The following is a 14632-nucleotide window of genomic DNA, read 5'->3' as shown; positions in this document are numbered from 1 at the left end:
ATAAAAAAGAGGATAAAGTAAGAGGATAAAAGACAGCGGGCTTTTCATGAAAACCATCATGAAAGGCCCGTTTCACTGCGCCCCGAAGGCATGTATACAGCATAACTGTCAGCATGACTATTTTGCAAAGCGCCCCAGCCGTTTCCCCACACGTCCCAAGACTCCGAAGAAAATCTCACAGGCCCTGTCCATGCACAGGACTACCGTATTGTCATACAGGAAGGAGAGGGCCAGGCTGATGACCAGGGTAAGCAGGAAGGATACCAGTATGCCGCCTGCAATTCCAAAGGACAGGCCGTTAATGCCAAACACGTCGCCCACAATCCGGTGCAGCACCAGCCAGTGAATCAGGAGAATGGAGAAGCTGTATCTGCCTATGGCGGAGAGCAGGGTGGGAATCCTTGCAAACAGACGGTCCCCATGTTTTCGGAAGAAGAGAAATACGGCGCAGGTAAAGAGCATCTGGGGAGGCGCGTTGTTGTAAACCAGGGGGCCCAGGCTCTCCGGGGCCATGATGGAGCCCGCTATTGCCAGCCCTGACAACAGGCCTGCCGTCATGAATAGCCGGTAATGCTTCATGGCAGACCGGGTGGTGCAGTAATATCCCAGCAGGAAAATGGAGTCCCATGATGCCAGGAAGGAGGAGGCTGCAAACTGTATATGAACCAGAGGGCCGTAGGTGTAGATGAAATGCAGGATAAAAATAACAGCGGCCAGTGCCTCCAGCATGGGTTCTGTCATGTGTCTTAACATGATTCGGAAAAAGGGTGCTGCAACGTAAAACATCAGGATAATATACACCAGCCAGAAATGAGGTGTCTGGCCGCTGTCATTGGACAGAAAGCTCTGTATCAGGCTGCCCCAGTTTCCGGGACTGAGGGCAAAGATGCCTTCCACATAAAAGAAGTATAAGAGGTAATAGGCAAAACAGGGAATCAGCACCCTGACAAAGCGCCGGGAATAAAATTGTAAGACGGATTCCTCCCTTCCTCCCAGCAGCAGTGCCCCGCTGAGCATCATGAACAGCAGGTTGCAGCTTAAGCCCAGACCGGCCGCCGCAGCCATCACATTTCTGGAAAAGGTATGGGGAGGAAGCAGGGCATAAGCCGGCTCCAGTACATGAACGAGGATGACCAGGAAGGAAGCCAGTACCCTCAGATAATCCATATATACAATGCGTCCGGGCTGATTACGGCATCCTAATAACAGCTCCCCTGCATAACCCGGGGATGCCGCGGCCCGCCTGCTGTGAATCAGGCAGGAGCATGCGGCGAGAACAGCCGCGGCAGCATAATGCTTTGGGTGCAGAGGCCGGATGGGAAGGCCATAGCGAAGCTCCATGAGCATATATATAAGTGTGGTCAAAACAATAAATACCAACCCGTAGCGAAGTTTCTTTCCGTTCATACAGCGTGTCTCCCTGCCAATCATGCAAAAATGCCCTGCAAATGTCCGTCTAAGTCTGATTTTTCCAGTATACCATTAAGCAGATAAAAAACAACTGGAATATTCCATGATTTTGTATTATAATGATGCCTGCTATTTTTGGAAAGGTAGAATATAACTATATGACTAATAATATGACAACCGGAAAGCCGGCAAAACTGATTTTGCAGTTCATGATTCCCACCTGCCTGGGAAACATATTCCAGCAGTTTTATAACCTGGCTGATTCCGTGGTGGCAGGGCGTTTCATCGGAGTGGATGCCCTGGCAGCCATCGGAAGCACCACATCCCTTATTTTTCTGGTGATAGGCTGGCTCAACGGTCTTACCAGCGGTTTTTCCATTATGGTGGCCCAGCATTTCGGAGCCGGGAAATATGAAAGGATGCGCCGCAATGTGGCCATGTCCATCTATCTGTGCCTGGCCTTTGTGCTGGTCATGACAATCGCGCTGGAGATACTTAATTATCCCATTCTCCGCCTGATGAACGCGCCGGATGGAATCATAGATGACACGGCCGGTTATATGGCTGTGATTTACGCAGGGCTTTTTGCGACGGCTGCCTACAACGGGCTGGCGGCTGTTATGAGGGCATTGGGGGACAGCCGTTCACCGCTGTATTTTCTGATTATTTCCGCGGTCATCAATGTGCTCCTGGATGTGGCCTTCATCATCTGGTTTGGAATGGGAGTGGAGGGCTGCGCCTACGCCACCGTGATTGCCCAGGCCGTTTCAGCCCTTCTGTGTTTTCTCTACATTGTGAGGAAATTTGATATACTGAAGCTGAGCCGGGCGGATTTTCGTATCTCCTTCGGCATTATGGGACGGCTCCTGTCCATCGGAATTCCCATGGGGCTTCAGTTTTCCATCACAGCCATAGGCACTATCATTGTACAGGGGGCCGTCAATGTCTTTGGGTCTGTGTACATTGCCGGCTTTTCAGCTGCGGGCAAGATACAAAACATTGTGTCCACTGTGTTTGTGGCGTTCGGGGCAACGGCAGCCACCTATGTGGGGCAGAACCGGGGCGCAGGCCGTATGGACCGCGTCCATCAGGGGGTCAAGTCCATACAGGTTATGATTCTGGTCTGGAGCGCTGTTATGATTCTGGTCATCCATTTATTCGGTGATATGCTGATCCATATATTTATTGATGCATCGGAGACAGAGGTAATGAGTGCGGCCAGAACGTACTTCAGAGCAGTGGCGTGGTGTTATCCCTTCCTGGGAAGTATTTTCCTGTACAGAAATGCCCTGCAGGGTCTGGGATACGGACTTATGCCCATGATGGGAGGCGTGTTTGAGCTGATTGCCAGGGCTGCTATTGTGGCGGCAGTGGCAGGAAGCTTCGGGTATGTGGGAGTGTGCCTGGCGGACCCGGCGGCCTGGCTGGCGGCCTTGGTTCCCATTGTGCCCTATTACTTTTATAAAATTTCCAGGATTTCCCGGAAAGAAACGCACGGTGGCAGAATCACGGCGGATGTGATATGATAAATACAATTGTGACAGTTTTGACCTGTACTGTTATAAAGAAATGAGGGCGGATGATATGACGGATGTGAGACAGCTTCCGGAGGCCTTTCTGCTGAAAATGCAGAAGCTTCTGGGGGAGGAGTTCGGGCAGTACCTGGAAAGCTTCAAAGAGGAGTGGAAGCCCGGTCTCAGGGTGAACACGCTGAAGCTTTCCCCGGGGGAACTGGCTGAACTGGTGCCGTGGAACCTGGAGCCGGTGCCGTGGGCAGACAATGGTTTTTATTATGACGGGACGCTGGACGGGGAGGTATTAAGGCCCTCCAAGCATCCGGCCTATTACGCCGGGCTTTATTACCTCCAGGAACCCAGCGCCATGACCCCGGCAGCCATGCTGCCCGTGGTTCCCGGAGACAGGGTGCTGGACCTTTGCGCTGCACCGGGAGGCAAGAGCACAGAGCTGGCGTCAAAGCTTAAAGGCCGGGGAATGCTTGTGTCCAATGACATCAGCTATTCCAGGGCCAGAGCGCTTCTTAAAAATCTGGAGCTGGCCGGTGCGGCAAACATCTGCGTTACCAGTGAAGCGCCTGAAAAGCTGGCCGGCGTGTGGCCGGAGTTTTTTGATAAGATACTGGTGGACGCCCCCTGTTCCGGGGAAGGCATGTTCCGCCGGGATGAGGATATGGTGAAGGACTGGAATGAAAAGGGACCGGAATACTATGTGCCCATCCAGCGCCAGATACTGTCCCAAGCCGCAGCCATGCTCAGACCGGGCGGATATATGCTGTATTCTACCTGTACGTTTTCCGTGGAGGAGGATGAGGGGAATGTGGCCTATGTCCTGGAGGAATTTCCGCAGATGCAGCTGTGCTGTCTGGACCTTGATAAAGTGCCGGGAGCATGCGGCGGGTTTGGGCTTCCCGGCTGCATGAGGCTCTTTCCGCACCGCTTAAAAGGGGAGGGGCATTTTCTGGCCCTGATGCGAAAAAAGGGCGGGGATGACGGGGGTAAGGAGATACTGCCCCCCATGGACCCCGGAACAGCCAGGAAGCGGGTCCGGGCTGTGGAGAAGGAAAAAGAGCTGGATGCATTTTTAAGGCAGAGCGGCGCAGAGTGGGATTATGGGCGGATTGTCATACACCAGGACAATGTCTACTATCTGCCGGAGGGACTTGCATGGAACCTGCCCCTGAGATTCCTGCGCACGGGGCTTTTTCTGGGAGAGCTAAAAAAAGGACGGTTTGAGCCATCCCAGGCCCTGGCCATGTCCATGAAGGCCGGGCAGTTTCCGAATACCGTCAGCTTCCCTGCCGGTGACAGCAGGGTACTCCGCTATCTGAAGGGGGAGACTATTTCCCTGGAAGGGGATGAAGGACCGGTTAAGGGATGGTGCCTGGCAGCCATGGAGGGATTTCCTCTTGGCTGGGCCAAAGGTACGGGGATGAGCCTGAAGAATAAGTACTATCCCGGCTGGAGATGGCAGTAGCCATCCGTATGAAAGCATCTAAAGTTAAACAACGCAATGGGAGGAAAGGGACCGATGGCTGATAAAGGCAGGAAAAACGGACCAATGCGTCTTGACCGGTTTCTGGCTGAGATGGGATACGGGACCCGTACCCAGGTAAAGGATATGGTGAAGAAAGGACGCGTCCGGATGAACGGAGAGGCGGTAAAGGACGCGGACCGGAAGGTGAACCCGGAATCAGATATTGTAGAAGTGGACAGGAGCCGGGTGGCGTACGCCAGAATGGAGTACTATATGCTCAACAAGCCCCAGGGCGTGGTGTCTGCCACCGAGGACAGGAAATACCCGACGGTGGTGGGTCTTATCAGGGAGGCTTTGAGAAAAGACCTGTTTCCGGTGGGCAGGCTGGACATTGACACGGAGGGACTTCTTCTCATCACCAACGACGGGGAGCTGGCCCACAATCTGCTGTCGCCTAAAAAGCATGTGGATAAGGTATATCTGGCCCATGTGTCAGGAGGGCTGCCGGAGGATGCCGTAAAGCGGTTTGAGGAAGGAATCAAACTGGAGGACGGCACCATGACCCTTCCGGCAGAGCTTAAGATACTAAAAGGAGCAGGACCGGAGGAAGACGCGCAGGAAGTACTGGTTACCATAAGGGAAGGAAAGTTCCATCAGATTAAGCGGATGTTTGAGGCGCTGGGGTGCAGGGTGGAGTATCTGAAACGGATATCCATGGGACCCCTTATCCTGGACCCAAATCTGGAACCGGGGGAATACCGTCCCCTGACTCTGCAGGAGGAGGCTTCCATAAAGGATTGCGGGAACCGGGGAAACCGTGTATAACTATATATGAGTCACAGAATAAGAGTCACGGAAAACTTGTCAACATGTTTATAGACAGAGGAAAATAGGGAAAGATGAAGTTAAACAGGAAAAAAGCAGTTATATTTGATTTGGACGGCACGCTGGTGGATTCCATGTGGATGTGGAAGGCGATTGACATAGAATACCTGGCCAGGTTTGGTCTTGCCTGCCCGGATGACCTGCAGAAGGAAATCGAGGGAATGAGCTTTTCTGAGACTGCGGTGTATTTTAAGGAACGGTTCCGGTTAAAGGAATCCCTGGATGAGATAAAGAACGCCTGGATTCAGATGTCCATAGAGAAGTACAGAAAGGAAGTAACCTTGAAGCCGGGAGCGCGGGCTTTCCTGGAATTTATCTCAGGAAAGGGACTGGTGGCCGGCATTGCCACCAGCAACGGAAGGGCCATGGTGGATGCGGTGCTGGATTCACTGGACATCCGCAGGTACTTCAAGGTGGTGGCAACAGCCTGTGAGGTGGCTGCCGGCAAGCCTGCCCCGGATATATATCTGAATGTGGCTGAGCGCCTTAAGGTGGCGCCGGAGGACTGTGTGGTATTTGAGGATGTGCCTGCCGGCATCCAGGCCGGAAAAAATGCGGGCATGACTGTCTTTGCTGTGGAGGATGCATTTTCATTGGAGATGAAGGCGGAGAAGGAACAGCTGGCAGATTACTATATCAGGGATTATTATGAATTATTGGATGGAGCGGCAGGATGAAAAACGATTATTTACCCATGAACCGGAATGATATGAGCATCAGGGGATGGAAGCAGTGCGACTTTGTGTATGTGTCCGGCGACGCCTATGTGGATCATCCTTCCTTTGGCACGGCCATCATATCCCGGCTGCTGGAGGCACGCGGATATAAGGTGGGAATCATTTCCCAGCCGGACTGGAAGGATAAAAAGAGCATTGAAGTGCTGGGAAGGCCCAGGCTGGGCTTCCTGGTATCGGCGGGAAACATGGATTCCATGGTGAACCACTATTCCGTGTCCAAAAAACGGCGGAAGGAAGATTCCTACACACCGGGCGGCGTCATGGGCAAACGGCCCGACTATGCCGTGGTGGTGTACTGCAATCTGATACGGTCCGCGTATAAGGATGTGCCTGTCATCATAGGCGGAATTGAAGCCAGCCTGCGCCGCCTTGCCCATTATGATTACTGGTCTGATAAGCTGAAGCGATCCGTGCTGCTTGATTCCCAGGCGGATCTGATATCCTATGGCATGGGAGAGCGGTCCATTGTGGAGATTGCCGATGCCCTGGACAGCGGGCTGGACGTGAAGGATATTACATTTATAGACGGTACGGTATATAAGACAAAAAGCCTGGAATCTGTCTATGATTATAAGATGCTTCCTGACTATGAGGAGCTTTTAAGGGACAAGAAGGAGTATGCAAAGAGCTTCTATGTCCAATACAGCAATACGGACCCGTTTTCCGGGAAACGTCTGGTGGAGCCTTATGGGAATCAGCTGTTTGTGGTGCAGAACCCTCCGTCCAAGCCACTGACCCAGGAGGAAATGGATGAGGTATATGCTCTTCCTTACATGAGGAACTACCATCCCTCCTATGAGGAGCTTGGAGGCGTGCCCGCCATCCGGGAAATCAAGTTCAGCCTGATCAGCAACCGGGGATGTTTCGGCGCATGCAGTTTCTGCGCCCTGACCTTCCATCAGGGCCGCATCATCCAGGCCAGAAGCCACGAATCCCTGGTGGAGGAGGCAAGGCTTCTGACCGAGGAACCGGATTTCAAGGGCTATATCCACGATGTGGGCGGCCCCACCGCGGATTTCCGTTTCCCTGCCTGTGAAAAACAGCTGACAAGCGGCGCGTGTCCGGGCCGCCAGTGTCTTTTTCCTGAACCATGTAAGAACCTGCGGGCGGACCACAGCGATTATATTGCTTTGCTTAGAAAGCTGAGGGCTCTTCCAAAAGTAAAGAAGGTATTTATCCGTTCCGGTATCCGGTTTGATTATGTGCTGGCGGATTCCAACCGGAAATTCTTAAAGGAACTGTGTGAGTTCCATGTCAGCGGTCAGCTTAAGGTGGCGCCGGAGCATGTGGCGGACAAGGTGCTGACCCGCATGGGAAAGCCCAGGAACAGCGTTTACCGCCAGTTTGTGAAGGAGTATAAGGAGATGAACCAGAGGCTGGGCAAGGAGCAGTATCTGGTGCCCTATCTCATGTCCTCCCATCCGGGTTCTTCCATGAAGGAGGCGGTGGAACTGGCTGAGTATCTCAGGGATTTGGGATATATGCCGGAACAGGTACAGGATTTCTACCCCACACCCTCCACGGTTTCCACCTGCATGTACTACACGGGATATGACTGCCGGACCATGGAACAGGTCTATGTACCGGTCAATCCCCATGAGAAGGCCATGCAGAGGGCTCTGATTCAGTACAGGAATCCCAGGAATTATGATTTGGTGACGGAAGCCCTTAAAATCGCAGGGCGCACGGATTTAATCGGATATGATAAAAAATGCCTGATTCGTCCAAGGAACGGTAACAGGGACGGCGGGACGGCCGCTCCGGCAGGAAAGGCGAGAGGCAACGGATATAAAGCGGCAGGCCAGGGAGCAGGAGAAGCCAGAAGGCCTAAGAAAACCATACGCAACATCCACAAAAAGAAAGGAATGTGACAGGTATGAAGATTGCTGTAGTGACCGGAGCGTCCTCCGGTATGGGCAGGGAAACCATCATCCAGCTGTGGGAACATTTCAAGGGCTTTGACGAGATCTGGATCATAGCCAGAAGAAGAGAGCGCCTGGATGAACTGGACCGCCAGGTTGGGGTGCCCCTGCGCAAATTTGCACTGGATCTTACAAGGGAGCGTGACAGGGACGTGCTCCTGCGGGCGCTGAGTGCCAGGAAGCCCCAGGTAAAGTTTCTGGTCAATGCAGCAGGCTTTGGTATGATTGGGCAGGTGGAGGAGCTGGGCTTAAAGAGTGAGACAGACATGGTGGCCTTAAACTGTGAGGCCCTGTGCGCCGTAACCCGTATGGTGCTGCCCTATATGGAATGCAACAGCCGAATCATCCAGTATGCATCCTCTGCGGCGTTCCTGCCTCAGCCCGGATTTGCCATCTATGCGGCTACAAAATCATTTGTCCTCAGCTACAGCAGGGCCCTGAACCAGGAACTGAGAAGCCGGAGAATCTATGTGACGGCGGTGTGTCCGGGACCGGTAAAAACAGAGTTCTTTGACATTGCCGAATCCACAGGCGTGATTCCTCTCTATAAGAGGCTGGTCATGGCAAATCCAAAGCGGGTGGTTCAAAAGGCCATCCGGGACAGCATTGCAGGCAGAGAGATTTCGGTCTACGGCATTACCATGAAGGCGTTCCGGCTGCTGTGCAAGATGATGCCCCACCGCCTGCTTCTGGCAGTCATGAGCTTCATGAATGATTAATTACCTACAAAGGAGTGCCGCCATATGCAGACACTGACAGTTACCCAGAATGAGGCCGGACAGCGGCTGGATAAGCTTCTCACAAAATATCTGAACCAGGCCGGCAAGGGTTTTATCTATAAAATGATGCGTAAAAAGAACATAACGCTGAACGGCAAAAAATGCGATGGTTCCGAACGGCTGGAAGAGGGAGACCTGGTAAAGCTGTTCCTCTCGGATGAGACCATAGAAAAGTTTTCTGTCCCGGATATGGGCGGATATGAGAAACAGCCGGGAGACCAAAGCAGCACAGGAGCCTCCTCCCATGAGAAACGGGAAAAGGCCCGGGGAAAAGGCGGTGAACACCAGGGCTCCAGAGACCGGGAGGGAGGACGGCGTCTGGACATTGTCTATGAGGACCAGCATATCCTGGTGGTGAACAAACCGTCCGGCATGCTGTCGCAGAAGGCAAAGGACAGCGACATGTCCCTGAACGAATATATCCTTAATTATCTCATTGATTCAGGAAAACTCCCCATATCCCAGCTGCGCACCTTTAAGCCGTCTATCTGCAACCGGCTGGACAGAAATACCAGCGGGCTGGTGGTGGCCGGAAAATCCCTGGCAGGCCTCCAGGTGATGAATGAGGTATTTAAGGACAGAAGCATACACAAATATTACCAGTGTCTGGTTGCCGGCGAGATAAAGGAGAAGCAGCTGATTGCAGGTTTTCTGAAAAAGGATGAGAGCACGAATACCGTAAGCATTTTTCCTCTGGAAGTGGAGGACAGCGTCCCCATTATGACCGAATATCTGCCGTTGTCCGGCAACAAAACATTCACACTGCTGCAGGTGACCCTGATTACAGGAAGAAGCCATCAGATTCGCGCCCATCTGGCGTCCATTGGTCATCCGATTGTGGGAGATTATAAGTATGGCAGCCGCAGCTTAAACGATGCAGTAAAAAAGAAGTACGCGGTCCGGTCCCAGCTCCTTCACTCCTGGCGGCTTGTCATGCCGGAAACACTTCCTGCGCCCCTTAAGCATCTGAGGGGAGAGGAATTTACCGCCAGGCTGCCGGTGATTTTTAATACGGTTATGGAAGGAGAGGGGATTGGGCTGCCTTGCGAAAGCCAGGGCATTTAACCAGGCCCGGACCATGGAGGTTTGTCCCGGACCGGAGCAGGGAATTCTTGACAGGAATTCATCTTTGGGTTATGCTAGATAATGTTTGAAATTGCCATTTTTTTGCTGCTGTTTTTCCCGTGGGGAGAACGGCTGGCTTAAGGGGATTTTCAGGCATGTTCTGTACAAGTAAAAAACAGCGTTCAGACCAGCGATGGCCTGATGCTGAGGAAATGAGAGGGATATATCAGATGGGAAAGATTATACTGACCGGTGACCGCCCCACAGGACGGCTTCACGTAGGACATTATGCAGGCTCTTTAAAACGCAGGGTGGAGCTGCAGAATTCAGGGGAGTTTGATGAGATTTATATTATGATAGCCGATGCCCAGGCTTTGACAGACAATGCGGACAACCCGGAAAAGGTGCGTCAGAACATCATAGAGGTGGCTCTGGATTACCTGGCATGCGGACTGGACCCGGAGAAATCCGTTCTGTTCATCCAGTCACAGGTGCCTGAGCTGTGCGAGATGACGTTTTACTATATGGATTTGGTGACCGTATCCAGGCTTCAGCGCAATCCTACCGTAAAATCCGAGATTCAGATGCGCAACTTTGAGGCCAGCATTCCGGTGGGCTTCTTCACATACCCAATCAGCCAGGCAGCGGACATTACTGCCTTTAAGGCGACCACGGTTCCGGTAGGTGAGGACCAGGCGCCCATGATTGAGCAGACCAGGGAAATCGTCCATAAGTTCAACAGTGTTTACGGGGATACCCTGGTGGAGCCGGATATCCTTTTGCCGGACAATAAGGCGTGTCTGCGTCTGCCCGGTATAGACGGCAAGGCTAAAATGAGCAAATCCCTTGGAAACTGCATATACCTGTCTGATTCCGAGGATGAGATAAAGAAGAAAATCATGTCCATGTTTACGGATCCCAATCACCTGAGGGTGGAGGATCCGGGACAGGTGGAAGGAAATCCTGTGTTCATTTATCTGGATGCGTTCTGCCGTGATGAGCATTTTGCAGCATATCTGCCGGATTACAAGAACCTGGATGAACTGAAGGCCCATTACGCCAGAGGCGGTTTGGGAGACGTGAAGGTGAAACGGTTCCTCAACAGCGTGCTTCAGGATGAACTGAGGCCCATCCGTGAGCGCCGCAAGGAAATTGCCAGGGACATTCCTGCTGTTTACCGTATCCTGGAAGAAGGCAGCCGCAGGGCAGAGCAGAAGGCAGCCCAGACCCTGGCTGAGATGAAGAGGGCCATGAAGATCAATTACTTCGAGGATAAGGAATTGATTGCGGAACAGGCTGAGCGGTTCAGGGCTGAGATGGATTAAGCAGATTAAGTATAAGAGATAAATGGATGAAGGGCTCCGGCAGAAAGTGCTGGGGTCTTTTTCCGTTAAATGGTACAATGGAGGAAAGCATTAACTGAAAACCAAAGGCATGACATAGAAAGAGGGGAAAGAGATGGAAGGAGAGAAGGTTGAAACAGGGTTGGAATTCCAGATGACCAAAGGTGAATTGGCGGAATACTGGCTGTTTCGTGTATTCTTCTGTATTGGCAATGCAGCAGACTGGGATTCCTGAAACCCAGGGCATACAAGGTGGAAAAAGGATACTTGTGTTGTAAAAATGACAAAAGCAGGATTCCGTGTTCCTGGTATACATATCGGGCTGAAACTCCCAGGGTTTTGATTTTGGGAAGGCCTGCTGCAAGAAAAAACTATGTGTTTCTGGCTGTTCCTAAACGTATGTTTCCGGACAGAGAAACCATGGACCGGTTTCTGGACCAATTTACAGATCCCCAGGCAGTGGAGGATGACGGACATGTTGCTGAAGGCATTTTTAACTTTTATTTTTTTATGGACCAGAGGGCCTGGTCCCACGCCTGGATTCAGGGGATGCAGATGGGACTTCGGGTGAAAAAATTATACGGTGCAAAGAAAGGAAAAGTGTTCCGGGTAACGGGAATCGTGGCAGCCTTATGCGGAATGAGCATTGGTATGATAGCGGACAGCGCCATCCTGACAGCGGTTTTTCTGACCATGCTTCTTTTGAGCTATATGAGGGGCCATGGTTTGTCCGAGTCATTTTACAAGAAACAGATGATGAGCGGATGGATGCCGTCAGACGGGATTGGAAGGTGGGAAATTTCGATTGGGGTAAATGGAATCCGCATGAAAAGAGGGCTGGCTTTTACAGAGTACAGCTGGGAGGATTATAACTGCCTGGCTGAAACAGAGGACACATTCTTTTTCCTGAATACAGAGACAGCACGCGGGATAGAGTGTATCCCGGTTCCCAAGTGGGTGTTTAAGGACTTGGGGGAGATGGATGCATTTCTCAACTTCTGCCGTGATAAGGGGGTAAAGTGGGCCGGATTGGATAAAACAGCGGACCTGCCAAAGAATGACAGGATGTTTTATATCCTGCTCTTCATGGTATTATTGGCTGTGATGATTTCCGGCATCATACGGGCTGTATATTTATGAATCTGAGGAAAGACAGGGATGAGGCTCAGAGAGTTTTTTATAAACAACCTCTTGACTCTGCCCTTAGGTCAGAGCTTATACTTGGAACAGATTCGAATCAGGTAAACAGAACATGAATGGAGGAGCGGACCATGCTGACCATAGGACAGATGTCAAAAGTGTGCGGGGTGAGTGTGAAAACACTGCGTCACTACGATAAGATAGGCCTTTTAAAGCCCCAGAGAATAGATGAGATAAACGGATACCGGTACTACGAGGACCCTCAGATTGGCACCATGCTTTTGATTGGAAGGCTGAAACGGTATGGTTTTTCCCTTACGGAAATCCAGGCTCTGCTTACCATCCCGGACAGCAGGGAATTGCTGCGGCAGCTGTACAAACAAAGATTCCGCCTGGAGCGGCAGATGGAGCATATTTCCATAACCATAAGGGAAATGGGGTATCATCTGGAAGAATTTGAAAGGACAGGTGACATTATGAGTTATCAGAACAATTATGAGATTCAGATAAAGGAAGCAGAGGAACAGGTTCTCGTTACCCGGAGAAACAAGATGTCAGTGGAGGAATTCGGCACATATTACGGGAAGATATATGAAAAGATTGCCAGGGAACACATGACCATAAACGGAGTGGTAATGGCCATCTACCATGACCAGGAATTTGACCCGGCTTACAGCGATATCGAGCTGGGAGTGGGAATCACAGAGCGGGATAAGGCTGATTTTGTCATGCCGGGCTGTCTGTGTGCAACTACCATCCACAAGGGCGCCTATTCAGGACTGCCGGATGCCTATGGCGCCATCGTGGCCTGGATTAACGCCAATGGATATCATATGAATGGGATGCCTTACGAGATTTACCGCAAGACCCAGTTTGACAAGCTTCCGCCGGAAGAGTGGGAGACAGAGATTTTCTTCCCTGTGAAAAAATAGAGGACAGGGAGACGGCAAGCCTTTTGCCGTCTCCCTGTATCCATTCTGATGCATCCACATGATTTACCCTGCAAAAATAAGTGTATCAATTATTCCCAATTAAAATTCTCCCTTCCGGCGCCAATCTCAAAATGGTATTTCACAATTCCGGTATTGATTTGGGACATAGGGTGATTGTCCTTTGTGCGGATGGATACGGTATTCCCGTTTGCTTCGATAAAAAAATCCTGTCTGTTAAGACCGGTTGGAGCAAGTACAGCCGCATTCATGCCATCTAAAAACCATTTATCACTGCATGGCTTACATAAACGTTCCATGCTTTTTGACTTATGCTGCGTACCGTCAGTGGTGCCGTAACCAATCGCAATGACACCAACCAGTTCCTCATCAGGAGCTAACGTAACCGGACATTTTTTTGCATTGTATGTATTTGTGACCCAACATGAATTAAGGCCTGCCTGCTGCGCTTTAACCATAAGCCGCGCTCCGCAGTAGCCGCACTTTACGTAAAAATCGCCTTGCTTTTTGGCTGCCAGAGCAATATAGTTTTTTACATTTTTAAACCGCCCAAATAAGGGAATAAAGGTTTTAAACGCCTCCTCATTTTCCGTAACTAACTGGATGTGCAGCTGTCCCTGCCGGTTGCACTGCTCAATTTCTTGGCTTAGTTCATCAATAATCTCAGGGGAGAGCGGTTTCGCCGTATAATTCCGGACTGCGTGCCTTGCTCTGATTGCTTCTATTTCCGTCATAATATGTTCCTCCTCCTTTAACATATGTCACAGCATTACTTTGCTGAGCAGTAACCTCTCTGTAAGAGCGCCCCAATCACCGCTGTCATACTGGACCCCCTTCATGTTGGCCATGGCTGCCAGGCCATGTACGGCTGCCCACATTACCAAAAGGTCATCTCTTAATTCATTTTCATCAATGTTTAGTTCCCTCATTCCTCTTTTCGCGCCGGTTACAAAAATTTCAAATGGAGTAAAAGAGCTGTTCCATGTGATTTCTGTTTCTTTTATTTGTATGCCCAGATATTCACTGTCAAATAAGAAATTAAAATAGTGCGGATACTCTGCAAAAAATTCCACATAGGCCACGCCCATTGAGATTGTAACATGATGGCAGGGATTATCTTCAACCGCCTGTTTCAGAGCGGCTGCAAATCTGTCAATCACATAAGAATACATTTCCCGGAGCAGATCGTCCATGTTTCCAAAATGATTATAGCAGGCAGCCGCTGATACACCTACTTTCTTTGCCGCCTTTCGCAGAGAAAACTTTTCAATTCCTTCCTCATGGATTAACGCAATTCCCTGTTCAATGAGTGCTTCTTTTAAATTACCAAAATGATATGGTTTTTTCCCGCCTGTATCTGTATTCATATTACATTTCTCCATGTTAACGTATGTTAATATATAGTATATC

13 protein-coding genes are annotated in these 14632 nt (G+C 50.8%); 10 read left to right on the top strand and 3 right to left on the bottom strand.

Annotated elements, in window-relative coordinates:
• Positions 1-117: 117 nt before the first annotated feature.
• The gene (locus tag LI015_RS08350) at positions 118-1407 is read right to left on the bottom strand and encodes an acyltransferase (protein WP_227124549.1); all 1290 of its coding nucleotides are present in this window, start codon (positions 1405-1407) and stop codon (positions 118-120) included.
• A gap of 122 nt (positions 1408-1529) precedes the next feature.
• Here LI015_RS08350 and LI015_RS08345 point away from each other — a divergent pair, with 122 nt between their 5' ends.
• The 10 genes from LI015_RS08345 (at position 1530) to LI015_RS08300 (ending at position 13204) form a co-directional block, all read left to right on the top strand.
• A complete protein-coding gene (locus LI015_RS08345) occupies positions 1530-2936 on the top strand; it encodes an MATE family efflux transporter (RefSeq protein ID WP_195632843.1) in 1407 nt (468 codons plus the stop codon).
• A gap of 58 nt (positions 2937-2994) precedes the next feature.
• Positions 2995-4401: an RsmF rRNA methyltransferase first C-terminal domain-containing protein gene (locus tag LI015_RS08340; RefSeq protein WP_227124547.1), complete on the top strand. Its 1407-nt coding sequence runs from the start codon at positions 2995-2997 to the stop codon at positions 4399-4401.
• Positions 4402-4455: 54 nt separating this feature from the next.
• Entirely contained in the window at positions 4456-5226 is a 771-nt protein-coding gene (locus tag LI015_RS08335; protein WP_002567551.1) for a pseudouridine synthase, read from the top strand.
• A 74-nt stretch (positions 5227-5300) separates the two neighbouring features.
• The gene (locus LI015_RS08330; RefSeq protein WP_002567552.1) at positions 5301-5963 is read left to right on the top strand and encodes an HAD family hydrolase; all 663 of its coding nucleotides are present in this window, start codon (positions 5301-5303) and stop codon (positions 5961-5963) included.
• Positions 5960-7894 (top strand): YgiQ family radical SAM protein, encoded by a 1935-nt coding sequence (locus LI015_RS08325; RefSeq protein WP_227124545.1) that lies wholly within the window; start codon positions 5960-5962, stop codon positions 7892-7894. Before LI015_RS08330 ends, LI015_RS08325 begins: the two co-directional genes overlap by 4 nt.
• A gap of 5 nt (positions 7895-7899) precedes the next feature.
• On the top strand, positions 7900-8664 hold the full coding sequence (locus tag LI015_RS08320; RefSeq protein ID WP_002567554.1) for an SDR family NAD(P)-dependent oxidoreductase: 765 nt from the start codon (positions 7900-7902) through the stop codon (positions 8662-8664).
• 24 nt (positions 8665-8688) lie between these two features.
• Entirely contained in the window at positions 8689-9789 is a 1101-nt protein-coding gene (locus tag LI015_RS08315; protein WP_195632846.1) for an RluA family pseudouridine synthase, read from the top strand.
• Between the two features lie 230 nt (positions 9790-10019).
• A complete protein-coding gene (trpS, locus tag LI015_RS08310) occupies positions 10020-11114 on the top strand; it encodes a tryptophan--tRNA ligase (protein WP_002567556.1) in 1095 nt (364 codons plus the stop codon).
• A gap of 438 nt (positions 11115-11552) precedes the next feature.
• Positions 11553-12272 carry a YcxB family protein gene (locus LI015_RS08305; protein ID WP_227124543.1) on the top strand — a complete coding sequence of 240 codons (720 nt, stop codon included), beginning with the start codon at positions 11553-11555 and terminating at the stop codon, positions 12270-12272.
• Positions 12273-12403: 131 nt separating this feature from the next.
• Positions 12404-13204 carry a MerR family transcriptional regulator gene (locus LI015_RS08300; RefSeq protein ID WP_002567559.1) on the top strand — a complete coding sequence of 267 codons (801 nt, stop codon included), beginning with the start codon at positions 12404-12406 and terminating at the stop codon, positions 13202-13204.
• An 89-nt stretch (positions 13205-13293) separates the two neighbouring features.
• Here the strand turns inward: LI015_RS08300 and LI015_RS08295 are convergent, their stop codons facing one another.
• Positions 13294-13956, bottom strand: a complete 663-nt coding sequence (locus LI015_RS08295; protein ID WP_227124541.1) for a nitroreductase family protein — start codon at positions 13954-13956, stop codon at positions 13294-13296.
• 27 nt (positions 13957-13983) lie between these two features.
• On the bottom strand, positions 13984-14589 hold the full coding sequence (locus LI015_RS08290) for a TetR/AcrR family transcriptional regulator (RefSeq protein ID WP_227124539.1): 606 nt from the start codon (positions 14587-14589) through the stop codon (positions 13984-13986).
• Positions 14590-14632 lie beyond the last annotated feature (43 nt).

This window comes from Enterocloster sp. 210928-DFI.2.20 (assembly GCF_020554465.1).
Classification (GTDB): Bacteria; Bacillota; Clostridia; order Lachnospirales; family Lachnospiraceae; genus Enterocloster; species Enterocloster bolteae.
The sequence above is the reverse complement of the archived record's forward strand: the minus strand, read 5'-3'. Positions and strand labels throughout refer to the sequence as shown.

Coding starts and splice junctions, on each gene's coding strand:
- trpS (WP_002567556.1), top strand. CDS start 10,020: ATGGGAAAGATTATACTGACCGGTGACCGCCCCACAGGACGGCTTCAC.
- LI015_RS08320 (WP_002567554.1), top strand. CDS start 7,900: ATGAAGATTGCTGTAGTGACCGGAGCGTCCTCCGGTATGGGCAGGGAA.
- LI015_RS08305 (WP_227124543.1), top strand. CDS start 11,553: ATGGACCGGTTTCTGGACCAATTTACAGATCCCCAGGCAGTGGAGGAT.
- LI015_RS08350 (WP_227124549.1), bottom strand. CDS start 1,407: ATGAACGGAAAGAAACTTCGCTACGGGTTGGTATTTATTGTTTTGACC.
- LI015_RS08340 (WP_227124547.1), top strand. CDS start 2,995: ATGACGGATGTGAGACAGCTTCCGGAGGCCTTTCTGCTGAAAATGCAG.
- LI015_RS08325 (WP_227124545.1), top strand. CDS start 5,960: ATGAAAAACGATTATTTACCCATGAACCGGAATGATATGAGCATCAGG.
- LI015_RS08330 (WP_002567552.1), top strand. CDS start 5,301: ATGAAGTTAAACAGGAAAAAAGCAGTTATATTTGATTTGGACGGCACG.
- LI015_RS08315 (WP_195632846.1), top strand. CDS start 8,689: ATGCAGACACTGACAGTTACCCAGAATGAGGCCGGACAGCGGCTGGAT.
- LI015_RS08335 (WP_002567551.1), top strand. CDS start 4,456: ATGGCTGATAAAGGCAGGAAAAACGGACCAATGCGTCTTGACCGGTTT.
- LI015_RS08345 (WP_195632843.1), top strand. CDS start 1,530: ATGATGCCTGCTATTTTTGGAAAGGTAGAATATAACTATATGACTAAT.
- LI015_RS08300 (WP_002567559.1), top strand. CDS start 12,404: ATGCTGACCATAGGACAGATGTCAAAAGTGTGCGGGGTGAGTGTGAAA.
- LI015_RS08290 (WP_227124539.1), bottom strand. CDS start 14,589: ATGAATACAGATACAGGCGGGAAAAAACCATATCATTTTGGTAATTTA.
- LI015_RS08295 (WP_227124541.1), bottom strand. CDS start 13,956: ATGACGGAAATAGAAGCAATCAGAGCAAGGCACGCAGTCCGGAATTAT.